At 66.8% G+C, this 22,371-nt stretch carries 14 protein-coding genes and 4 pseudogenes; 8 read left to right on the top strand and 10 right to left on the bottom strand.

The window, feature by feature from the left end; all coding sequences use genetic code 11:
- Positions 1-631: 631 nt before the first annotated feature.
- Positions 632-889, bottom strand: a pseudogene (locus BSTEL_RS08360) (acylphosphatase); the annotation flags it as partial.
- A 126-nt stretch (positions 890-1,015) separates the two neighbouring features.
- On the bottom strand, positions 1,016-1,927 hold the full coding sequence (locus BSTEL_RS08355; protein ID WP_034529495.1) for a DMT family transporter: 912 nt from the start codon (positions 1,925-1,927) through the stop codon (positions 1,016-1,018).
- Positions 1,928-2,058: 131 nt separating this feature from the next.
- On the opposite strand from BSTEL_RS08355, the gene BSTEL_RS08350 reads away from it, so the two are divergent.
- Positions 2,059-2,385, top strand: coding sequence for an efflux RND transporter permease subunit (locus tag BSTEL_RS08350; protein WP_238567676.1), 327 nt, complete (start codon positions 2,059-2,061; stop codon positions 2,383-2,385).
- 144 nt (positions 2,386-2,529) lie between these two features.
- On the opposite strand, the gene BSTEL_RS08345 is transcribed toward BSTEL_RS08350, so the two are convergent.
- From BSTEL_RS08345 to BSTEL_RS13040, 7 genes and pseudogenes are all read right to left on the bottom strand, one after another.
- Positions 2,530-3,720, bottom strand: coding sequence for a toxic anion resistance protein (locus BSTEL_RS08345; protein ID WP_238567675.1), 1,191 nt, complete (start codon positions 3,718-3,720; stop codon positions 2,530-2,532).
- Between the two features lie 418 nt (positions 3,721-4,138).
- Positions 4,139-5,248 (bottom strand): substrate-binding domain-containing protein, encoded by a 1,110-nt coding sequence (locus tag BSTEL_RS11870; protein WP_084686208.1) that lies wholly within the window; start codon positions 5,246-5,248, stop codon positions 4,139-4,141.
- A complete protein-coding gene (locus BSTEL_RS08330) occupies positions 5,245-6,120 on the bottom strand; it encodes a hypothetical protein (RefSeq protein ID WP_238567674.1) in 876 nt (291 codons plus the stop codon). Before BSTEL_RS08330 ends, BSTEL_RS11870 begins: the two co-directional genes overlap by 4 nt.
- Positions 6,120-7,844 (bottom strand): substrate-binding domain-containing protein, encoded by a 1,725-nt coding sequence (locus tag BSTEL_RS08325; protein WP_034529487.1) that lies wholly within the window; start codon positions 7,842-7,844, stop codon positions 6,120-6,122. Before BSTEL_RS08325 ends, BSTEL_RS08330 begins: the two co-directional genes overlap by 1 nt.
- A gap of 107 nt (positions 7,845-7,951) precedes the next feature.
- Positions 7,952-9,049 carry an alpha/beta fold hydrolase gene (locus BSTEL_RS08320; protein WP_034529483.1) on the bottom strand — a complete coding sequence of 366 codons (1,098 nt, stop codon included), beginning with the start codon at positions 9,047-9,049 and terminating at the stop codon, positions 7,952-7,954.
- A 20-nt stretch (positions 9,050-9,069) separates the two neighbouring features.
- Positions 9,070-10,872, bottom strand: a pseudogene (locus tag BSTEL_RS08315) (prolyl oligopeptidase family serine peptidase); the annotation flags it as partial.
- Positions 10,873-11,001: 129 nt separating this feature from the next.
- Positions 11,002-11,628, bottom strand: a pseudogene (locus BSTEL_RS13040) (peptidase); the annotation flags it as partial.
- Positions 11,629-12,138: 510 nt separating this feature from the next.
- On the opposite strand from BSTEL_RS13040, the gene BSTEL_RS08310 reads away from it, so the two are divergent.
- From BSTEL_RS08310 to pknB, 7 genes and pseudogenes are all read left to right on the top strand, one after another.
- The gene (locus BSTEL_RS08310) at positions 12,139-12,840 is read left to right on the top strand and encodes an FhaA domain-containing protein (RefSeq protein WP_034529472.1); all 702 of its coding nucleotides are present in this window, start codon (positions 12,139-12,141) and stop codon (positions 12,838-12,840) included.
- A gap of 55 nt (positions 12,841-12,895) precedes the next feature.
- Entirely contained in the window at positions 12,896-13,477 is a 582-nt protein-coding gene (locus BSTEL_RS08305) for an FHA domain-containing protein FhaB/FipA (protein ID WP_034529469.1), read from the top strand.
- 7 nt (positions 13,478-13,484) lie between these two features.
- Positions 13,485-14,922 (top strand): annotated as a pseudogene (locus BSTEL_RS08300) (PP2C family protein-serine/threonine phosphatase); the annotation flags it as partial.
- A gap of 355 nt (positions 14,923-15,277) precedes the next feature.
- Positions 15,278-16,864 carry an FtsW/RodA/SpoVE family cell cycle protein gene (locus BSTEL_RS08295; RefSeq protein ID WP_084686207.1) on the top strand — a complete coding sequence of 529 codons (1,587 nt, stop codon included), beginning with the start codon at positions 15,278-15,280 and terminating at the stop codon, positions 16,862-16,864.
- On the top strand, positions 16,861-18,327 hold the full coding sequence (locus BSTEL_RS08290) for a peptidoglycan D,D-transpeptidase FtsI family protein (protein ID WP_034529467.1): 1,467 nt from the start codon (positions 16,861-16,863) through the stop codon (positions 18,325-18,327). The genes BSTEL_RS08295 and BSTEL_RS08290 overlap by 4 nt, the downstream gene beginning before the upstream one ends.
- On the top strand, positions 18,324-19,298 hold the full coding sequence (locus BSTEL_RS08285) for a serine/threonine-protein kinase (protein WP_051922985.1): 975 nt from the start codon (positions 18,324-18,326) through the stop codon (positions 19,296-19,298). The genes BSTEL_RS08290 and BSTEL_RS08285 overlap by 4 nt, the downstream gene beginning before the upstream one ends.
- The gene (gene pknB / locus BSTEL_RS08280) at positions 19,295-21,370 is read left to right on the top strand and encodes a Stk1 family PASTA domain-containing Ser/Thr kinase (RefSeq protein WP_420796402.1); all 2,076 of its coding nucleotides are present in this window, start codon (positions 19,295-19,297) and stop codon (positions 21,368-21,370) included. The genes BSTEL_RS08285 and pknB overlap by 4 nt, the downstream gene beginning before the upstream one ends.
- A gap of 244 nt (positions 21,371-21,614) precedes the next feature.
- On the opposite strand, the gene BSTEL_RS08275 is transcribed toward pknB, so the two are convergent.
- Positions 21,615-22,259, bottom strand: a complete 645-nt coding sequence (locus BSTEL_RS08275) for an anthranilate synthase component II (protein ID WP_034529464.1) — start codon at positions 22,257-22,259, stop codon at positions 21,615-21,617.
- Positions 22,260-22,371: the final 112 nt, after the last annotated feature.

Below are 22,371 nucleotides of genomic sequence, written 5' to 3'. Positions count from 1 at the left end.
ACGAATCCGCAAACGTGTATGGTCCGCGGGGCGATGTGCATGGTTCGGAACGCAACCTGCATGATTTCCGGGGCAACCTGCATGGTTTCCGAAACAATGTGTAGTCCTCTGGGCCGAACGTGTACGGTGTGGTGCTGAAGAACGCCATGGCACAGACACAGACACCTGCGCAAAAGCCCGGAATTCCAACAAATGCCCTACCGGCCGACAGGGCAAACAGGCGGCTCTTCACGCCCCTACCCCCACAGATTCACTCGGATGGACTGCACATTCGTTCCGAAACCATGCACGTTCGTCCCGAAACCATACACAACCGGTCGAAAACCCTACACAACGCTCTGCAAACCATACACATTCGCCAGGCGGATGGTCCATGTGCCCGCCGGATATAGGTCGTCGAGGGTGAATACCCGTGCCGTGATGCCCGATGGTCTATGCGTCCGCCGGCATAAGGGATATCCCGCGGCCCAAAGGGCAACGAAGCGAAGCACCCCCGCATAATCAACACCATTCAGGCATCGGGATAGACGCGGAAGGAATCGGCCTGTTCCGCCGCGCGTCGCGAACCGCCTCCGGCACGGAAACCTCTCTTGGAACCGGCTCCGTCACCCATCCCGGCGCCGTCGTCACCCTCCGTCGGAATCTCGCGCACCTGCACATGCTCGACCTGCGACCAGCGGGGGCCGACCTTCAGCGCGCTGATCAGCTGCGCGACAGAGCCCCTCGGCCCCTGCGCCTCGACCTCCACGGACCCGTCATACCGGTTGCGCACCCATCCGGAGAGCCCGCCGATCGAACGGGTCTTCATCACCACGAAGTAGCGGAATCCCACGCCCTGCACCATGCCCGTCACCACGGCATGCACGCGGATGATCTCATCACTCATCATTAATCATTCCAATCGTTCGATAGGTCCGGTGTCCCCTTCACAAGGAAAGGAACGGGAAGGAGGAAAGGGCAGGAATCGGGAGAGGCTGCGAGGAAGGAAGAGGGAAATGCCCCGAACGCGCGCCTGTCACCGCACCAGGAACACCATGGCGAGGATGAGCACGAAGCCCACCAGATCGGTGGGCGTGAACACGGCCCCGAGGAACAATACCGACGAGACGGTGGCGGCGATCGGTTCGACCGTGCCGAGCATCGTGGCGCGCATCGCGCCGACCCGCACCACGCCCGCGAGGAACAGGCCGAACGCCCCGAACGTGCCCAGTACCACGGTGAACGCCATCAGCGCCCAGCCGAGCCCGTCGAACGCGGGCGACCCGGCCCACGGCCGCACGATCGGCAGCAGCACCAGCCCCGAGATGACGAACATCACGCCATTGACCACCATGTTGCCCCACCGCTGCACGAGCCGCATCGGCAGAATCGACATCGCACCGGTCGCCGCCGCATTGATGAGCCCCCACATGAGTCCCATGGCCGGCAGTTTCAACGTGGCGAGGTCGCCGCCGGTGGCGATGAGCACGGTGCCGGCGAACGCGAGCGCGACGCCCACGCTTTCGCGCAGCCCCGGCAACCGCCGTCCGCGGATGCAGACGAACAGCAGCACGAACAGCAGGTTCAGCGACTGCAATACCGTGGCGGTTCCGGCGTTCGTCCAGTTGATCGAGGAGAGGTAGGCGACCTGCACAGCGAGCACGCATACGAGCGAGCACACGAAGAACGACAGGTACGATTTGCGGTCGCGTACCGCGCCGGCGACGAGTTTCGGCGTGCGGATGCCGGCAGCGGCGAGGAACAGGATGCCGGCGAACAGTTCGCGCATGCAGGCGAGCCACAGCGGATCGACGTGGTACGGCCCCATCAGCACCTTCGACACGGTGGCGTTGCAGCCCCACAGCAGGCCGCCGAACAGGACGAGACCGGCGCCGATCAGGATGTCGCGTGGCGTGCGTTCGAATGTGGGGGTGTTCTTCTCACTCATGGATACCAGTATGGCACCAGCCGATTATCGGCCCGCTCCGGCATAGTGCCGTTCCGCCCGGATGCGCCGAATCGCGCCGGATACGTCGAACCGCGCCGACCGCACTGTGGGGCGGCACTATGCTGGGGCGTATGAGCGAAGCACAAGGATCCAAGCAGCAGCCACGATCTCACCCGCGGGCCGACGAGAACACGGACGAGAATGGACTCAAGCCGGTGAGCGCGAAGACGCGCACCGTCACCATCATCGCGACCGTAATCGGTCTGGTCGTCGTGTTCCTCGCATTGGGCTTCTTCGTGCATTGGGGGCTTGCGGCGATCTTCGCGATCATCATGATTCCGGGCGCGATCTCGATGGCGATCGTCGCGCGTCACCCGGAGAAGACCGGCGGGCGCAGCATGTTCGGCGTCTCGAATCCGAACACGCTGCTCGAGCCGTTCACCGGGAAGCGGAAGTAGGGCTCTTCCTGTACCCCCTCAGTCGCCTTCGGCGCCAGCTCCCCCTGAAGAGGGGCGCAAAGTGAGGTCTCTCCCTCCGTCACGCTTCGCGTGCCACCTCCCTCGTCAGAGGGAGGCAGGGGAGGCAAGGGGGCCGGTGACGGGTCACATGGCTTGGGCGTTTTCGAGGAGGGCGGTCTTGAGGTCGGATTCGATCTGACGCATCTTGATTTGCGCGGCCTCGCGGTTCGCCTTGCCCTGACGCTGGATCTGCACGGTCTCCTTCAGCGTGGCGATGAGCTCCGAGTTGATCTTCTCCAGCGTCTCGATCTCCACCACGGACCGCTGGTTCGCCTTCTCCGCGTCCACCGCGCCCTTGTGCAGGGCGGCCGCGTTGCGCTGCAGCAGCTTGTTGGTCACATCGTCGGCCTTGTTCTGCAGGTCGAGCGCCTTGCGCTGGTTGGACAGGCCGAGCGCGATCACCATCTGCGACTTCCACACCGGGATCGTCGTGGAGATGGTCGTGTCGATCTTGTCGACGATGGTCTGATCCGCGTTCTGGATGATCTTGATCTGCGGCGCGGTCTGCAACGTGACGACGGAGATGCGGTCGAGGTCGTCGAGGCGCTTCTCGAACCGGTCGAGCTTCGCCTTGAAGTCCTTGAGCAGCTGCGCCTGCATCGGGTCGCCGCTCTTCGCCGCCTCCGCTTCGAGCGCGGGCAGCTGCGTCGCACGGAAGTCAGCGAGCGCCTTCTTGCCGGCGAGCACGGTGATCTTGAGTTCGCGGTACTGCTGCGCGTTCTGCTCGTACATCGTGTTGTACATGGAGATGTCGGCGACGAGACGCGCCTGCGCGGCTTCCAGCTTGGTGATGATCTCGTCGATCTGCGAGTCGACCTTCTGGTAGCGACGGCGCAGCTTGTCGATGGAGACGGCGACCTGGCCGATGATCGGAATCTTGCGGAATCCGCCGAGTTCGGCCTCGTCGATGGTGACGAGCATCGTGCCGAGCAGTTCGCCCGCCTCGCCGGTGTCCTTCGAACGGGTTTCGGAGAGGATTTCGTCGGCGAACGTGCTGGTGGCGCGCTGCGCGTCCTTGCCGTAGCTGGATTCGATGCCGGTGCGTGTGAAGTCGATCTGGTCGGCCAGCTGCGCGACGGCCTGCTGGTCGGCGGGCGGCAGCTTCGCGATCTGCTGGTCGGGGGTGAGCTGCCGCGCGTCGGCGACGGCCTGCGCGGCGGTGGGGACGAGTTCGCCGTTCGCGGCGGCATCGCCGGGGCCGTTCAGCCCGGCGAGCGCGGGATTCGTGACCGTGTTGCCGCCGGAGAGGTCGGCGAGTGAAATCTGTTTTGCCATGATGTTTGGTTCCTTTCGGTACAAGTTCCGTCCCGGATAGCGGCTATCGCACGGCCCCGCCCCCGCTGGCGGGGGCTGTCGCGAGCGAATGGGCGGGAAAGTCACGACGCGGGGTTCCCGCCCCCGCTGGCGGGGGCTGTCGACGGTAGTCGACTGGGGGTGGTCTGTTGGGTGAGTTATGAGTGGCGATTGGGGCTGGCGGGAACCACCCTCAGTCAGCCTGCGGCTGACAGCTCCCGCCAGCGGGAGCAGGTCTCTCCCCCACCCGCTTCGCGGGAGCCCGTCCGCAATTGAGGACGGGCCTACGGCCCGACCTGACATCGGCTCGCCTGTCGGCTCACACACCGCCTACGAATGCCTCCGGCATTCGCTTCACGGCGTTGTCCCGTCAGAGGGGGCCTTGGAGTCCGTTACAGCGTCACTGCGGCTGCGGCGTCACTCCTTTGAGCGCCTCGATCAGCTCCTGCATGGCGTTGTTGCGGGGCAGTTCGGAGACGGCGGGAATCTGGTCGAGCGTGCCGTTCACCTTGAAGCGTTTGATCGAGTCGGTGCCGGTGAAGTTGGCTGCACGGAACCCATGCTTCTCCCAGGCGAGCTTCTGGATCGCGGGCGATTTGAGCACGGTGAGCAGCTTCTCCCCCTTCTTGTCGAGCGCCATGAGCGTGTGCGTGCTCCACACGGTGGGCGTCGGGTAGACGATGACCACGTCGTCCTTGATTTGCTTGAACGCGTCCGGCTGGTTGGCGGCAAGGTCGAGGATCTGCGATTCGTAGCCGACCATCATCGGCTTGGACCCGACGCCGAGCGTGAGGAACTGGTTGAACGAGTCCTCGGAGGAGGTCTCCATCCATCCGGATTTCGCGAAGATCGACTTGATGGTCTCCTTGTCGCGGGCGAGCGAGTCGGTGGTGGCGGGCTGTCCGCCGTTGAGCACGTTGGCGATGAGCGCCGCGTACTCGTTGCCGGAGTTCGATTGGACCGGGTCGGTGGAGTCGATGCGGAACTGCCCGTAGCCGGCCGTGTAGCCGACGTCCGCCCACGTCTTGTCGTGGATCATCGCGTCGACGGCCTTGGCCATGTCCATCGAGTAGACGCCGTCCTTGTTTTTGCTCATCAGTCCGCCGGAGACGAGTCCGTCGGCGACGGCCTTGTGCGTGTACAGCACGATCGGCGAGTTGAACACGATGTCGCTCTGCGCGGCCTTCACACCCTTGTCCGCGCCGTATTCGACGGCGGCGCGGGAGGAGGGGAACAGGTAGTCCATACCCTTCATGTCCGAGGTCATCATCGCGAGACTGCCGGCCTTGCGGTAGTCGATGCTGATGCCCTGCGCGGCGGCGGCCTTCTGGAAGGCCGGATCGTCGAACAGTCCGATTTTCTCGCCGCCGAGGTAGCCGTTCACCTTCACCGTTTCGACGGGTGCGGCCGGCTTGGGCTGCGCCTGCCGCCAGACGAGCGTGCCGCCGATGATGGCGACGATGGCGAGCAGCGCCACCAATCCGATGATCTTCGATTTCGACAGTTTCATTGTTGTGATTCGACTTTCTGCTCTGGCTGCTCTGATGACTCGCCGGACCACCCCCCGGCATGCGGAGCCTGCCGACCCCCGCCAGCGGGGGTGGAGAAGGAAACCGCACCATCCCGCTCCCGCCGAACCGGGGTGGAGAAGGAAACCGCACTATCCTGCTCCCCGTAAGCCGGAGTGGAGAAGGAGGCCGCGCTATCTTGCTCCCGCTGGCGGGAGCTGTCGGCCGCAGGCCGACTGAGGGTGGTTCCCGGCCCGGAGGGCGCCGCGGTCTGGTAGCCGTCCATGCTGGCGAGGCGTTGGATCGCGTCGGAGTCGGCGGCGATGCCGAGCGTCTTCGAGCTGACGGCGCGGCTCAGTTCGCCGGCCGCGGTGCGTTCCAGCACCTGCAGCGCCTCGATGGTCTCCACTCTCGCCTTCTCGGTCTGGTCCCGTGCGCCGGACGATTCGACATCCACGTAGGAGCGCAGCAGTTTCTGCGTCTGTTCGCCGTACACGGTGATGTAGTGGCGCAGGATCTGATACGCGGACGTGTCCTTGGCGACGTAGTCGACGAGGCTGCGCGTCGCGGCGACGAAATCGTCCGCCTCCGCCTTCACCTGCGGGTCGTTCACCTGCCGCGTGAGCATGGCGATCGCGTTGAGGCGCGAGTTGGCGGCGTCGATCGCGTCGGCGGCCTTCTGCCCGTTGGGCAGCGCGCTGGCAAGCATGTGTCCGATGCGCCTCTCCGGCTCGGTGAGCGTCGACCCGGCGACGTAGCCGAGCGCGGCGAGCAACAGGGAGACGATGAGTCCGACGAAGCCGCCGCCGGATACGGCGAAGCCGAGCGCGGCGAGCACGCCGCCGGCGATGATTCCGCAGATGATCTGGAGCATCAGTTGAATCCCTTGACGGTGCGGAACACGTCGGCGAGGTCGCCGGTGCGGCCGTCGAACACCTTCGCGTTCGACATCTTCGCGATCGGGTCGAGCTGCGCGGAGTCGGCGTCGCCGAACATGATCGAGAAGATCGGCACGTCGAGCTTGGAGTCCTTGTACTGGGCGAGCGCGGCGTCACGGTTGCTGACCTCGGAACGGCCGTCGGTCATCAGCACGATCGCGGTCGTGTAGTCGTTCTTCTGAGCGTCGGCCGGCAGCTGCTTATACGCGGCTTCGAGGCCCGCGTAGATGTCGGTGCCGCCGTCGGCCGCGGTCGCGTTGGCAGTGTTGAGCAGGCCGCCGGTGTTGGCGCCGTCGGCGCGGACCGGATCGTGCGGGGCGCTTTCGAACGGGATGAGGATGTTGACGTCGTTGCCGGCGGGCTGGATGTGCGCCTTCGCGGATTCGTTCGGGTCGAGCGCCGCGTTGAGGCCCTTGACGACGCCGTTCTTGCCGTCGCCGCTCATCGAACCGGAGTAGTCGACGACCCACACGGTCCAGCTGGGCTTGCGCAGCGCGGTCTGGTACACGTCGAGCGCCTTGGTGATGGTCTTCGCGGTAGGCAGCGGGATCGCCTTGAGGGTGCTCGCGTCCGTGTTGATGCCCCATTCGGCGCGGAACGACTGCCTGACCTCGCCGTCGGAGGCGTAGGTGAGGGCGCCGCCGAGTCCGGTGCGGCGGCCCGCGCGCTCGAATTCGAGCTTGGAGTCCTTGGAGCGCAGCGCCTTCGCGAACGCGTCGTACGCCTTGCGCTTGCCGGAGGCCTGGCCGCGGTCCACGTAGCCGAGTGGCGAATCGGACACCGCGATGCCATCGGACGGGTAGATGGTGAGGAGCGGATCATGGCCGTTCTTGGTGAGCGTCTTGTCGGCCTGGATGACGAGCGACTCGTAGTTGACCATCGAGTCGAAGCGGTCGGGGCTGGCGACGACCATGTCCTTCAACCAGTCGGAGGAGCCGGAGGAGCGGTCGACGCCCTTGAGCAGTTGCGCGACCGACGAGGTGAGCGAGCTGTCGGAGAGGTCGGAGTCGGTGATCGGGCCGGTGCCGCCGCGCAGCGCGGTCATGAACGCGAGGTATGCGGAGGCACCCGAGTTGGACTGCGTGGCGGAGGTCATCGAGAACTTGAGGTCGCCGCTCTGCACTTTGGCGAGCACGTCGGCGGTGGAGACGGCCTTCGTCTTGCCGGAGGAGTCCGCCCAGCCGAGCTGTTCGGCCTTCTTCTTCGCGATGCCGAACACGATCGGCGTGGTGGACGTGCTCTGCGCGTCCTTGACGAGATGCTTGGTGTCGCCCATCGAGATCCACATCGATGAGGCGGGCCAGACGGCGTCGTATTCGGCCGCGCCGGATTCGAGCACGTTCATGATGTCGAGCGAACCCATGTAGTCGACGGTCACGGTCACACCGGACTCGTCGGCGGCCTTCTGGATCGCGTCGGCCACCTCCTTGTTCTCGGAGCCGGAGGCGATGCGGATGTCGCCCGCCGAGCCGGAACCGGGCTTGAACGTCTGCGTGGTGCCGCTGTTGCTCGTCGATGAGGCGCCGGCGGGGGCGGAACCGTTGCCCGAACCATTCGATCCGTTGCCGCCCGACGCGCATCCGGTGAGCATCATGGCGGCGGCGCAGATCACTGCCGCCGCTGCGGCGATTCGACGGCGAAACCCAACTTTCTTATCCATGGTTCCATTGTCGAACGCGGTTCTTTCGTCACCGGGACCGCCAAGCGACATCAAGGTGAACAATGGATGAAAAACTACACCCGCCTACGTAGCCGGCTTTGCCGCCACTAGTCTTCGGCCAACACCTTCTCGCCGTAGAAGGCAAGGATCCGCTCCAGATACGGCTCGTAGACCTTGTTCGGCATCGAGAACACCTCATGCTCCGAATCAGGCAGATGCACGAGAGTCGCCTGGCCGGAACCGTCCTTGACGCGGCGCACGAACTCGGTCTGCGGCTGGTTGCGCACCCAGATGTCGTGCCCGCACTGGAACAGCAGGATCGGCGTCTCGATCTCGGCGCACGCGGCCGGGTTGAGCACGGCGCGGTTCATGTGCATCGCCTGCCGCACCCATTCGAACGAGGCGCAGTACGTCTGATACTCGGGATTGTCGCAGCGCAGCTGATGATACCAGCGTTCGCGCGGCTCGCTCGACAGCTGGTACGGGCCCAGGTCGAGCACGCCGTCGAAGTCCTTCTGCCCGAACACGCGGTGGCGTCCCAATCCGCACGCGCACAGCGCGCCGACGAGCGCGCGCGCCAGCCACATCGCCATGCCGGTCTGCGGCGCGATCATCGGCGCGGACAGCACGGCCCGGTCGAACAGCGACGGGTAGCGTTCCAGCACGGCCGCGCCGATGCCGCCGCCCATCGAATGACAGAACAGGTTGAGCGGGCGGCCGTCCGCATACGACTGTCCGATCGTCTCGGCGAATCCGGCGAGGTCGGCGACGTACCGCCGCCAGTCGTCGATCCACACGAGGCACGGATTGTCGACGTCGCGCGCGGACTTGCCGTGCCCGCGATGGTCGAGCACGCACACCGAGTAGCCGGCGAGCAGGAAATACCAGACGAGCTCGTCGTATTTCTCGGCGAACTCGGTGAACCCGTGGCTGATGACGATCGCGCCGCGGAAGGCGGCGGTGGCGCCGGCCTCCCGCTGGGCATCGAACTTGGCCGCGTCGTAGCACAGGTAGTGCAGCTGGCCGGAACGGCCGCCGGTGTCCATGTTGCCGGGCAACGGTTCGAGCCCGGCGGCCCGCTCGGCGGCCGACGGGTCGAACCAGCCTTCGTCGCGGCACGCCTCCAACGCGGGAATCACGGTGCCGCGCATCGTCTCGGCGTATCGGCGTTCGTCGATCATGTTCAGCTGCGTCATGCCGCCCATCCTACGCGACCTTCGCGGCGTTACGCGAGCGCGTCCTTGAGGAAGTCGCGCTGCAGCGTGAGCAGGTTCTCGGCGACGGTCTCGTCGTTGGTCATATGGGTGATGCCGGTGAGCGGGAGGAACGTATGCGGGCGTCCGGCGGCCATCAGCGCCTGGGAGAGGCGCAGACTGTGCGCGATGGTCACGTTGTCGTCGGCGAACCCGTGGATGAGCATGAGCGGGCGGCTCAGTTTCGGCGCATCCGCGATGATCGAGTTGCGTTCGTACACGGCCGGGTCGAGACCGAGATACCGCTCGGTGTAGTGGGTGTCGTAGAGCGTCCAGTCGGTGGGCGGCGCGCCGGCGCACGCGGCGGCGAACACGTCGGGCGCGTCGAGCACGGCGAGCGCGGAAAGGAACCCGCCGTACGACCACCCGATCATCGCCACCCTGTCGAGGTCCGGCACGGGGATGTACGACCGAACGAGACCACCCTCAGTCGGCTCCGCCGACAGCTCCCGCCGGCGGGAGCGGGAATCGCGGGACACGTCCTCTTCCTCCCGCTGGCGGGAGCGGGAATCGGCGTCCGCGTTGAGCGCGGCGACGGCGTCGGGCAGGGCGCGCACGGCCTCGATCTGGTCGGCGAGGGTCACGTCCTTCATGTTCTCGAAGATCTCGCGGTCCCAGCGCGGTCCGCGGCCGGTGGTGCCGCGGCCGTCCGCGGTGACGACGAGGAAGCCTTGGTCGGCCCACCATTGCGCGTCCCAGTAGAAGGACTGCGCGTCGACGACCTGCTGGAATCCGGGGCCGCCGTACGGCTTCATCAGCACGGGCAGCTTCTCGGCGCGCGCGTACGGGCTTCCGGCGCTCGGCGCGACGATCGCCGTGTACAGGCGATGCTCGCCGAGCCGCGTGAACGTCACGTTCGGCGTGAATCCAGGTTCGGCCGCGTGGTTCGCGATGCCCTGCCCGTTATGGGCCATCAACGCGTGCGCGTGGTCCATGTCGCGGCCGGAGACGACGATGCCGCGGGCGGCGCGCGACGCGGTCCACACGCCGGGCGTCGTCGTGACCGGCGTCGCCGAACCGTCGTAGCCGAGGCTCACCACGTCGAAGCTGCGGGCGTCGCGCTGGACGACGGCGAGCACGTCGTCGTCGGTCACATCGAGCACGGTGCGCACGTTCCAGCCGAGCGGCGTGAACGCGTGGCCGTCGACAGTGAGCCGGTTCGTGTCGCCGTCCATGTCGTTCCACGCGCTGACGAGCCGTCCGTCGGGCGTGAGCGCGGGCGTTCCGGCGACGAGGTCGATCCACTGGTCGTTCGCATGCTCCTCCATCACGTGGGTGGAGCCGAACGGATGGTCGGCGGTCGGGCGCGCGACCGTGATCTGGAGCACCTGGTCACGCGTCTGACGGCGGTTCTGGACGAGCACGATCGGGTCGTGGCCGCGCGTCCAACGCACGGCGGCCACGTATTCGTAGGATTCGCTGTCCCAATCGATGTCGGCGTTCGCGAGGATGCCCGTGTAGCGTCCGTCCGCGTCGAAGTCGAGCGTGAGCGCGGTCAGGTAGACGTCGGCGTTGCGGGTGAGTGCGCGCGGGTAGCGGCGGCCCGCGGCCGGCTGTTCCGGGTCGGCGGGATCGGAGATGTACCAGACGGGTTCGTCGGCGGTGTCGAAGGATTCGAAGAGCACATGATGCGAATCGGGCGCCCACCAGAAGCCGTCGTAGCGGTCCATCTCCTCGCCGGCGACGAATTCGGCGAGGCCGATCCGCCACGTGTTCTCGGCAGGATTGCCGTCCTCATCCTCGACGGAAACACCATAGATCGCGGTCACACGGTCGTCGAGCGGCTCGTAGTCGTCATCCTCATAACCACCCTCAGTCGGCTCCGCCGACAGCTCCCGCCAGCGGGAGCGGGAATCGGCCTCTTCCTCCCGCTGGCGGGAGCGGGATTCGTTGTCGTCCGGCCAGTCGCCGATGTCGACGAGCATGAGCCGTTCGCCGGTGGTGTACAGCACGTGGTCGCCGTCCGGGCTGATGCGCGGGTTGAGCACCGGCGTGTACAGCGCCGGATCCTCGGCGAGCCATGCGCCGGCGAGTTCGCGCGTGACGACGTCCGGCGCAACGGCATGGCCGCGCGTGACGACGTCCGGCGCGGACGCATGGCCGTATCGGGCCGCGCTGTCGCCGGTTCCGTCATCTTCCGGCGTCTCGTCGTTCCAGTCGATTTCGGTGAGATACAGACGGCCGTTGATGGTGAACACGACGCGGTCGCCGTCGGCGCACACCGAATAGGAGACGATGCCGGCGCCGCCTTCGCGGGCGCGTTCGCGGCGGGCCTTCTCCTCGGCTGGCACGTCCTCGCTGTCCGCGTGCGCGCCGAGCAGGTCGCGCGGGTCGGCGAGCTTCGTCTCGTGATGACGGCCGTCCGCGTCGAACCAGCTGAGCCACAGGGCGGTCACCAGATCCTCGGGGCCGTCGGAGCGGAGGAACAGGGCTTCGGAACCGTCGCCGATCACCGTGGCGGATCGCGGGGCTCCGCAGGTGAACCGCAGGGTGCGCGCCTTCGCGCGGGGGAACTCATCGATAACACTCATACGGGCCACGATACCCGTACTCGCGCGGAAGGCCGGACGACTGACCACCGGGGCCCGTTGCCGCTCCGCGGAACCACCCCCAGTCGGCTCCGCCGACAGCCCCCGCCAGCGGGGGCAAGGTTCTTATCTGCCCGGCTCCGCCGACAACCCCCCGCTAACGGAGGCCAAATCGCGGGACGTCTGCTTCCTCCCGCTGGCGGGAGGTGGCACGCAGTGCCGGAGGGTGGTCGACGGCAACCCCCGTCGCCACGCGCGAGACCACCCCCAGTCGGCTCCGCCGACAGCCCCCGCCAGCGGGGGCGAGATCCTTGGCCGTCCGTCCTCCGCCGACGCCCCCGTCGGCAGGGCGAGGAGGAAGGTGAGTGGGCACTGGGTGGGGAATCGGCCCTAAAACGATGCGGGACACGCGCCGGAACACGCCGTGATTTGTTGCTTTTGCAAGTATCGACGCGTGAAATATGGCCCGTTCCAACCCATGCGTACACTAGTCAAGGATAGAAAGGGATGACTATGAGCGTTCTCGACCGTTTTGAGAAAAGCGTGGAAGGCGCAGTGAACGGAGTGTTCTCGAAGTTCGGCTCCAAGGACCTGCAGCCCGTCGATTTGTCCAGCGCACTTGAGCGCGAGATCGACAACGAGGCCATGCCCGTGGGCCGCGACCGCACGGTCGCCCCGAACGAATACCGCTTCAAGCTGAGCACGCCCGACTTCGACCGCATCGAACAGTGGGGCAGCGAGACCCTCGCCGACGAGCTGGCCGACAACCTGACGAACTACGCGCGCACCCAGCACTACGCGTTCGTCGGCCCGGTGGTCGTGATCTTCGAGGAGGACCTCGACCTGAGCAAGGGCAGCTTCAAGCTGACCTCCGCCTCGGTGCAGGGCAACGCGGTACCGGTCACCACGAACGACCAGAACCAGGACAGCCCGCTGCTGGAGATCAACGGCAGCCAGTACCTGCTCACCAAGGAGAAGACGATCCTGGGCCGCGGCTCCGGCTGCGACATCGTCATCGACGACCCGGGCATCTCCCGCAAGCATCTCGAGATCGACATCACCCCGAACGGCGTGATCGCCCGCGATCTCGGTTCCACGAACGGCACGTACGTCGAAGGCCATCAGGTGCCCGCCGCCACGCTGCTGGACGGCAACACCATCACGATCGGCCGCACGCGCATCCTCTACTGGGCCTCCTCCCAGGAGCAGGAGTGACGCGCCCCACGGCGTGAAACCCGTGCAGGCCCGTAGAGAGTAAGGTCGAAACCGCATGACCGAACTGACATTCGCACTGCTCAAGTATGGATTCCTGATCCTGCTGTGGGTGTTCGTATGGCTGGCCGTGCGTTCTTTGCACAAGGACATCGAGTCCTTCAGTCCGCGTCCCTCGCGTTCGCGTCGCCGCAAGGAGCGCCACGCCGCCCGCAAGGCCGCCGCCCCCGCCGTTCCGGTGACGGGCGGCGCTCCCGTCGTGGCGCCCTCCTCCCCCGCCGGCGAATCGCCGCGCCGTAGCCAACGCGCTTCCGCGCCCGTGCAGCAGCGTCCTGCGGCGGCGCAGGGTCCGTCGCTGCTGGTCATCATCGACGGCCCGTTGGCGGGTTCGTCGGTGCCGTTGACCGGCGAGGCGATCACGCTCGGCCGCGCCGCGTCGAACACGGTCGTGCTCGACGACGAATTCGTCTCCTCGCATCACGCCCGCGTGTACGCCGATCCACATTCCGGCCAGTGGGCGATCGAGGATCTCGGTTCCACGAACGGAACCGTCGTCAACAACCAGCGCCTGACCGTGCCAACCGTACTTCCCGCCCGTGTGCCCGTGCGCATCGGCGCCACTACCTTCGAGCTGAGGTGATGCATCCATGACAGGATCCGCCGACCAGTCGCCCACCACGCCGATGCCGCAGCACGCCGCCGCGGAACCGTCCGCGCGCGCCGATCAGGACGCGCAGGCCACGCAGGCGCTGCACGTCAACGCGAGCGACGTCGAGACCACGACGCCGCTCGTCGTGAACGCCGCCGCGCACGACGACTACGACGATGACGGCGACACGATCGCGTCGGTCCTGCACGGCACCGCCGCCAGCCACGAGCTGTTCGACGGCGACACGATCGGCGACACGATCAACGACGCCGACGAGCGCGCCGAGACCGATCGCGCGGCCACCGCCGACACCGCCGACCAGAAGCTCTTCCTGTGCTCGACCACCGTCTCCGACGTGGGCACGGTGCGCGCGAACAACCAGGATTCCTCGTTCGCCGGCGAGCATTTCATCGCGATCTGCGACGGCATGGGCGGCCATGCGGGCGGCGACACCGCCTCGACGATCGCCATCCGCTCGCTCGCGCACATCGAACGCGACGACGTGACCGACGACGTCGCCGCCATCGCGTCGATGATGGAGACGTCGGTGATGGCCGCGCACGACGCGATCGTCGGCAAGGCCCGCCGCGAACGCAAGCTCGCCGGCATGGGCACCACGGTGACCGCCGTGGCGCTCGTCAACGGCTGGTGGGTGCTCGCGCACATCGGCGACTCCCGCGCCTACCTGCTGCGCGACGGCGTGCTCAGCCGCGCCACGCAGGACCACAGCTACGTCCAGCATCTCATCGACACGGGCCGCATCACGCCGTCCGAGGCGAAGAACCATCCGCAGCGCAACGTCGTGATGCGCGTGCTCGGCGATTTCGACATCGACCCGCATCCGGACATCGCGATCCTCAAGGCGCATCCGGCCGACCGTTGGATGCTGTGCTCCGACGGCCTGTGCGGCGTGCTCGAGGATTCCACGATCTGCGAGACGATGACGGAACTGTCCGACCCGGCCGAATGTGCCCAGCGTCTCGTCGCGATGGCGTTGCGCGCCGGCAGCACCGACAATGTGACCGCCGTGATCGGCGACGCGACGCTCGCGCTCGACGCGCACGCGTTCGCGCTGCCGCAGCAGACGCCGCTCGTCGGCGGCGCGGCAAGCGCGAGCCTCGAACCGCTCGCCGACATCGTCAACGAGCCGGTCGCGACGGCGCCCGCGCTGCGCGACGACGGCTCTCCGGCCCGTCGCGCCGCCGCGCTCACGCAGGAGGCGCACGACGCGGCCTCCGCGAACGCCCCGCAGGCGCAGGACGAGACGCCGCGCGTCGCGCAGCCGTCCATCGTGCGCGATGAGGCGGGCGAACGCAGGAACCCGGATACGGGCGAAATCCCGGTCGTCAAGAAAAGCGACGGCGAAGTCACCACCGATCCGAACGATCCGGCCGTCAGGCAGGCGATCCGCGAGGAGCAGGTCGAGAAGCGCAAGACCGAGCACGGGCGTCGCAAGCGCCGCCGCGTGGTCGTCGTCATCGTGGTGATCGCGCTGCTCGCGGCGATCGCGGGCGGCCTGTTCGGCGCGTACCGCTACAGCCAGTCGAAGTACTACGTCGGCGAGGCGGACGGCGTCGTCGCGATCTATCAGGGCGTGCCCACGAACCTCGCGGGCTTCGAACTGTCGCATGAGGTGGAGCGCACGTCGATCCAGGTGAGCAAGCTGCCGTCCACGTGGCGCACCGAGCTCAAGCAGGGCATCGTGCGCGACAGCCTCGGCGAGGCGCAGGATCATGTCAAGCTCATCCGCGACGAGTTGAAGACGATGGAGAAGGAAGGCGGATCCCAGCAATGATCGCCCTCCGTCTGCGACAGATCGCGCTGCTGCTGGCATCGCTCGCGATCTGCGGCGTCGCGTTCTATCAGATGTTCTACCGTATCGACGGCTCCTTCCCGCAGGAGTACTTGGTCGCGCTGGGCGTGGCCGTCGCGCTCTCCCTCGTGTTCTGGATCCTCGTGGACCGGTTCCAGCCGTATGCGAGCCAGGTGATCCAGCCGTGCGTGCTGCTGCTCACCGGCATCGGCGTGCTGATGATCGCGCGCATCGACCATGAGAACGAGACGTCGACCGGCCTGCGCCAGATTATGTTCGTATGCGTCGCGGTCGTGCTGTGCGCGGCGCTCGTCATCGGACTCAAGGACTACCGCGTGCTGCGCCGGTTCTCCTACGTGAGCATGGTGGTGGGCCTCGTGCTGCTGCTCTCCCCGATGCTGCCCGGTCTCGGCCAGGAGATCAACGGCGCGCGCATCTGGATCCGCATCCCCGGCATCGGGCAGATCCAGCCGGGCGAGTTCGCGAAGCTGTTCCTCGCGTTCTTCTTCGCCGCCTACCTGTTCGACCACCGCGACCAGCTGGCCGTCGGCGGCAAGAAGATTCTCGGCCTGCAGCTGCCGCGCATCAAGGACCTCGGCCCGATCATCATCGTGTGGGTGGCTTCGATGGGCGTGCTCATCATGCAGCACGACCTCGGCACCTCGCTCATGTTCTTCGCGATGTTCGTCTCGATGCTGTACGTGGCGACCGGCCGTCTGAGCTGGATCGTCATCGGCTTCATCGCGTTCGCCGCGGGCGCCGTGCTCTCCGCGAGCGTGTTCAGCCATGTGGGCGCCCGCGTGGACGCCTGGCTGCATCCGTTCGACAACGAGCTGTACAACCGCGCGTACGGCGGCTCCTACCAGATCGTGACCGGCCTGTTCGGCCTCGCCTCCGGCGGCCTGCTCGGCACCGGACTCGGCCAGGGGCATCCGAACATCACCCCGTTCGCGAACTCCGACTACATCTACGCCTCCGTCGGCGAGGAGCTGGGACTCGTCGGCTGCATGGGCGTGCTCGTGCTGTACGTCGTCATCATCGCCTCCGGCTTCATCACCGCGATGAAGATCAAGGACGGATTCGGCAAGCTGCTCGCCTCCGGTCTCGTGTTCACGATGGCGTTCCAGGTGTTCACCGTGGTCGGCGGCATCACGCTCGTCATCCCCCTGACCGGCCTCACCCTGCCGTACATGGCGGCAGGCGGCTCATCGCTCATCGCGAACTACATCCTCGCGACGCTGCTGCTCATCATCTCGAACGCGGCGAACAAGCCCGCGCCGGACACCGATTCGGAGACGTTCCAGTACGAGGCGATGGCCGTGCTGCGCGACCACGAGTTGAAGGAGCGCCAGGCGGAGCGCGCCGCGGCCGACGAGGCCGACGCGGAGCGCGAACGCCGCAACGCGCGCCGCGGCCGCCACGGCGCCTACCAGCCGGAAGGCGCGTTCGCCTACGAGATCGACGAGCCAATCGACGACACCAGTCAGGCGCCGCGCGTCGAGGCGGAGACCGAGGCGCTGCCGCGGCACGCCGGCACCCACGCGCGCAGGGGAGGCGCCCGATGAACAAGACGCTGCGCCAACTGTTCACCGCCGTGATCGTGCTGTTCACGATCCTCGGCCTCTCCACGACGATCATCACCGCGATCCGCGCGACCGAACTCAACTCGGACACGCGCAACTCGCGCGCCTTCTACCATGAGTTCGGCGCGCCGCGCGGCTCGATCCTCGCCGCCGACGGCACGGTGCTCGCGAAGTCCGACCCGTCGAACGACGCGTTCAAATACCAGCGCTCCTACTCGAACGGCCCGCTGTACGCGCCCGTGACCGGCTACTTCTCGATCAGCCAGCGCGCCGACCGCGGCATCGAGGCGTCGCGCAACTCGTTGCTCTCCGGCGAATCGGACAGCCTGTTCTGGCAGCGCATCAAGTCGACGCTCACCGGGTCCGAGAACAAGGGCGCGAACATCGAGACGTCGATCAGCACGGGCCTCCAGCAGGTCGCGTACAACGCGCTCGGCAACCAGTCCGGCTCGGTCGTCGCGATCGAACCGAAGACCGGCCGCATCCTCGCGATGGTGTCGACGCCCAGCTACGATCCGAACGTGCTCGCCACGCATGACGGCAAGACGCTGACCAAGAACTACGCGGAGCTCACGCAGGATCCGAACAATCCGATGCTCAACAACGCGACCAGCCAGCTGTTCCCGCCCGGATCGACGTTCAAGACGGTCGTCGCGGCCACCGCGCTGGAGACCGGCCAGTACCAGACGGACACGCAGATCCCGGCCGGTGCGAGCTACACGCTGCCCGGCACGGTCACGAACCTCACCAACGTCGAATACCAGGCGAACGGCTCGAACGGCACGATCAGCTTCGAGGACGCCCTCGCCTACTCGTCGAACACGGCGTTCGCGCAGCTCGGCGTCGCGCTCGGCGAGGACAAGATCGCCGACATGGCCACGAAGCTCGGCTTCGGCAGCTCGATCGTCGTGGACGGCACCGACTCAACCGGATCGCCGTCGAAGGCCGTCGCCTCGAACTTCCCGACGTCGATGACCGACGACAAGCTCGCGCTCGCCTCGATCGGCCAGGGCGACGTCACCGAAACGCCGCTGCAGAACGCGATGATCGCCGCCGCGATCGCGAACGACGGCACGCTGATACGGCCCACGCTCGTCGACCGCGTGCGCGCCAGCGACCTGTCCGTATTGTCCGAGACGAAGGCCTCGACGATGTCCGAACCGTTCAGCTCGGACACGGCGAACAAGCTCACGCAGATGATGCAGGCGGTCGTCACGAAGGATTCCCCGACGCTCGCCCCGGACGGCGTGAGCGTGGCGGCGAAGACCGGCACCGCGCAGATCGGCGCCGACAACAGCGCGATCGACGCATGGGTGATGGGCTTCGCCCCCGCCGACGATCCGAAGATCGCGATCGCCGTCGTCGTCCACAACACCACCGGCTACGGCATCACCTCCGCCGGCCCGATCTTCCGTTCCGTACTCGAGGAGGCGCTCAAGCAATGAAACTGATCGAAGGACAGCTCATCCATCGCCGATACCGCCTCGACTCGCGCATCGCGAAGGGCGGCATGGGCGAAGTGTGGAAAGGCTGGGACATCCAGCTCGGCCGGCCGGTCGCCATCAAGGCGCTGCGATCCGACCTGACGAACGCGGAGGCGAAACTGCGCAGGCTTCGCGCCGAGGCGCACAATTCCGCGAACCTCGCGCACCCGAACATCGCCGCGCTGTTCGAATACTACGAGCATGACGGCATCGGGTTCCTCATCATGGAGTACGTGCCGTCGAAATCCCTGGCGGACATCTTCCACGAGAAGGGCGCCATGGACCCGCTCGAACTGCTGCCGATCCTCATCCAGACCGCGCGCGGCCTGTTCGTCGCGCACAGCCACGGCGTGATCCACCGCGACGTGAAGCCCGCGAACATCATGGTCGCGGACAACGGCGAAGTGAAGATCACCGACTTCGGCGTCTCCTACTCCACCAACCAGGAGCAGATCACGCAGGACGGCATGGTCGTCGGCACCGCCCAGTACATCTCCCCCGAACAGGCGCAGGGCCAGCAGGCCACGCCCCAATCGGACATCTACTCGCTCGGCGTGGTCGCCTACGAGGGCCTGTGCGGGCACCGCCCGTTCACCGGCGCGACGCCCGTCGACATCGCCGCCGCGCACGTGAACGACCCGGTGCCGCCGCTTCCCGCGGACATCGACGTGCAGCTACGCGAATTCGTCATGTCGATGCTCGCCAAGGACCCGCTCGACCGCCCGAAGGACGCGCTCGTCGTCTCTCGCACGCTCGCGCGCATCGAACGCCGTCTGCTCGACCAGCAGACCGAACTCAACGACTCCACCATCATCACGGGGCGGCGCCTGCCGCGCAGGATCTCCAGCACCCCGCACATCCCCCTCGTCTCGACGCCTGACAGGCGTGCCGACGGCACGGACCGCCAAGCGCATTGGAAGGAGCAGCAATGAGCAACATGCCCTCTTCTCTCGCCCAGGGCCGCTACCAGCTGGGACAGCTGGTCGGCCGCGGCGGCATGGCCGAGGTGCACGTCGCCACGGACACGCGACTGGGACGCACCGTCGCCATCAAGATCATGCGCGCCGACCTCGCCAACGACGAGATCTTCCTCAAGCGGTTCCGCCGCGAGGCGCATTCGGTCGCGCAGATGAACAACCCGAACATCGTCAACATCTACGATTCCGGCGAAGAGACGGTGATGGGCGACAACGGTCAGGCGGAGCGCCTGCCGTACCTCGTCATGGAGTATGTGAAGGGCCAGACGCTGCGCGACATCATCCGCGTGAACGGCGCCCTGAGCCAGCGCGACGCCGAACAGGTGATGCTCGGCGTGCTCAACGCGCTCGAATACTCGCACCGCATGGGCGTCATCCACCGCGACATCAAGCCCGGCAACATCATGATCTCCGAGCAGGGCATGGTCAAGGTCATGGACTTCGGCATCGCCCGCGCGCTCGACGACTCCGCCGCCACGATGACCCAGTCGCAGGGCGTGGTCGGCACCGCGCAGTACCTCTCCCCCGAGCAGGCGCGCGGCGAGACCGTCGACATGCGCTCCGACCTGTATTCGGCCGGCTGCGTGCTGTACGAGATGCTCACCGGCCGTCCGCCGTTCACCGGCGATTCGGCGGTGGCGATCGCCTACCAGCACGTCTCCGAAGTGGCGACGCCGCCGAGCGCCGTCGTGCCGGGACTGCCGAAGATGTGGGATTCGATCTGCGCGAAGGCGATGGCGAAGGACCGTCAGAACCGCTACGCGACGGCCGCCGACTTCAAGAACGACATCCTCACGTACATGAACGGCGGCGTGCCGGTGGCCGCCGCGTTCAACCCGCTCACCGATCTGGCGAACATGAAGGCGCGCAAGCAGGCCGAGCAGGACGCCGCCACCGTGCCGCTCAACCCGAACGACAAGAACTCGACGCAGGCGTTCAACCCGGTGACCGGCCAGTTCGACCGCGTGCCGGCGAACGTCGGCGCGGGCCAGCAGACCGCCGCCGCGGCGGCCCGCACGCGCGCCGCGCAGCGCGAGGCGGCCGCGAAGGCGAAACGCAAGAAGCAGATCATCATCGGTTCGGTGATCGGCGGCCTCGTCGTCGTCGCGATCCTCATCGCCGTGTTCTTCGCGATGGGCGGCGAGAAGGCGGCCACGCAGACCGCGACCGTGCCGACGATCACCTCCGCGATGACGAAGGACCGCGCCAAGTCGACGATCGAGGCAGCCGGATTCCAGTTCCAAGCGATGGTCGACAACGATTCGACCGAACCGGAGGGCACGTTCACCAAGCAGAGCCCGAAGGGCGGCGAGAAGGCGCGCAAGGGCTCCACCGTGAAGGTGTGGTTCTCCTCGGGCCCGCAGAGCACGACCGTGCCCGATGTGAAGGGCATGTCGCAGTCGGAGGCGAAGGCCACGCTGGAGAAGGCCGGCTTCAAGGTCATGGCCAACGTGCAGACCGAAGACAGCGCCGACATCGACCAGAACGACGTGACGCGCACCGATCCGGCGGCCGGCACCTCGCAGCCGAAGGGCACCGCAATCCAGCTGTTCGTCTCCTCCGGCATGACGAAGATCCCGGACGGCATCGTCGGCCAGAACAAGGACGCGGCCACCTCCACGCTGCAATCGCTCGGCTTCACGGTGACGATCACCGAGGAGTATTCGGACACGATCGCCGCCGGCACGGTGATGAGCGTCAACCCGGGTTCGGGCTCGTCCGTCGCCCAAGGCTCCGCGGTCACGATCGTCGTGTCGAGAGGCAAGGAGCAGGTGACGGTGCCCAACGTGACCGGCCAGACGTACTCCTCCGCGAAGGCCCAGCTGGAGGCGCTCGGCTTCACCGTCGCGCAGTCCGGTTCGACCGGCACGAATGACAAGGTGACCGCACAGAACCCGCAGGCCGGTCAGGCCGAGAAGGGCGCGACGATTACGCTCACCACGCAGGGCTCCAGCTCGGGTTCCGATTCGGATGACTCCGGCGAAAACGGTTCCGGCACCACCGGTTCCAACTCCAGCAACCAGTGATTCGACGGGAGAGGGAGAGACATCGGCCGTAGGCCAACGGAAATGGAATCGGCCGTCGGCCGATGCGATATTCCCGTGCGGCCGCCAGCGGGGCTGGCGCGTAGATAGGCTTACGTGTACCCGTGCCCCCGCTGGCGGGGGCTGTCGGCCGCAGGCCGACTGGGGGTGGTCCACGACAACCCATCCAACCATCCTCAGTCCCGCTTCGCGGGACAGCTCCCGCCAGCGGGAGCACAACGGGCCGTTACTTCACTACTTTGGGCTGGAGGCCTTGGGCGTTGGCCACGGCGCTGGTCTGGCCGCAGACGGCCAGCCAGTTGGCGAGCAGGCGGTAGCCGTCCTGCGTCATCACCGATTCGGGGTGGAACTGGACCGCGAACATCGGCTTGCCCTTCACGCGGATGCCCTGCACGATGTGGTCGCCCTGCGTCCACGCGGTCACTTCGAGCGTGTCCGGCACGGAATCCGGCTCGACGGCGAGCGAATGATAGCGGGTCGCGGTCATCGGGTTCGCAACGCCCGCGAAGATCTCATCATCGACATGCTCGACGAGGCTCGTCTTGCCGTGCATGATCGTCGGCGCATGGTCGACGGTGGCGCCATACACTTCGGCGAGCGCCTGCAGTCCGAGGCACACGCCGAACATCGGTTTGCCCTGCTTGGCGCACAGTCGAATCATGTCCTCGCTGGCGCCGGAATCGGCGGGGGCACCGGGGCCGGGGCTGATGAGTACGCCGTCGTAGCCGTCGGTCACGTGCTCGTCGTGCGGATCGACGGCGTCGTTGCGCACCACGTCCACGGTCGCGCCGAGCGTCTTCAGATAGCCGACGATCGTGTAGACGAACGAATCATAGTTGTCGATCACCAGAATATGCGCGGAATCGGTCACGATGGCTCCTTTACGGCATCCTCACGGGCGTCCTGTCACAGGCTCCCGTCGCGGGAAATGGGGACGTACTGACCGACAGTCTACCGCCGCGCGCGCGACGTGGCCGCGGGAT

The sequence above is a fragment of the Bifidobacterium stellenboschense genome, from assembly GCF_000741785.1.
Lineage (GTDB): Bacteria > Actinomycetota > Actinomycetes > Actinomycetales > Bifidobacteriaceae > Bifidobacterium > Bifidobacterium stellenboschense.
The sequence above is the reverse complement of the archived record's forward strand: the minus strand, read 5'-3'. Positions and strand labels throughout refer to the sequence as shown.

What these genes read in the sequence shown, in the direction of transcription:
- BSTEL_RS08325 (WP_034529487.1), bottom strand. Translation starts at nt 7,844, where the DNA reads ATGGATAAGAAAGTTGGGTTTCGCCGTCGAATCGCCGCAGCGGCGGCA.
- BSTEL_RS08330 (WP_238567674.1), bottom strand. Translation starts at nt 6,120, where the DNA reads ATGCTCCAGATCATCTGCGGAATCATCGCCGGCGGCGTGCTCGCCGCG.
- BSTEL_RS08350 (WP_238567676.1), top strand. Translation starts at nt 2,059, where the DNA reads ATGAGCGAAGCACAAGGATCCAAGCAGCAGCCACGATCTCACCCGCGG.
- BSTEL_RS08285 (WP_051922985.1), top strand. Translation starts at nt 18,324, where the DNA reads ATGAAACTGATCGAAGGACAGCTCATCCATCGCCGATACCGCCTCGAC.
- BSTEL_RS08320 (WP_034529483.1), bottom strand. Translation starts at nt 9,049, where the DNA reads ATGGGCGGCATGACGCAGCTGAACATGATCGACGAACGCCGATACGCC.
- BSTEL_RS08345 (WP_238567675.1), bottom strand. Translation starts at nt 3,720, where the DNA reads ATGGCAAAACAGATTTCACTCGCCGACCTCTCCGGCGGCAACACGGTC.
- pknB (WP_420796402.1), top strand. Translation starts at nt 19,295, where the DNA reads ATGAGCAACATGCCCTCTTCTCTCGCCCAGGGCCGCTACCAGCTGGGA.
- BSTEL_RS08295 (WP_084686207.1), top strand. Translation starts at nt 15,278, where the DNA reads ATGATCGCCCTCCGTCTGCGACAGATCGCGCTGCTGCTGGCATCGCTC.
- BSTEL_RS08310 (WP_034529472.1), top strand. Translation starts at nt 12,139, where the DNA reads ATGAGCGTTCTCGACCGTTTTGAGAAAAGCGTGGAAGGCGCAGTGAAC.
- BSTEL_RS08305 (WP_034529469.1), top strand. Translation starts at nt 12,896, where the DNA reads ATGACCGAACTGACATTCGCACTGCTCAAGTATGGATTCCTGATCCTG.
- BSTEL_RS11870 (WP_084686208.1), bottom strand. Translation starts at nt 5,248, where the DNA reads ATGAAACTGTCGAAATCGAAGATCATCGGATTGGTGGCGCTGCTCGCC.
- BSTEL_RS08290 (WP_034529467.1), top strand. Translation starts at nt 16,861, where the DNA reads ATGAACAAGACGCTGCGCCAACTGTTCACCGCCGTGATCGTGCTGTTC.
- BSTEL_RS08355 (WP_034529495.1), bottom strand. Translation starts at nt 1,927, where the DNA reads ATGAGTGAGAAGAACACCCCCACATTCGAACGCACGCCACGCGACATC.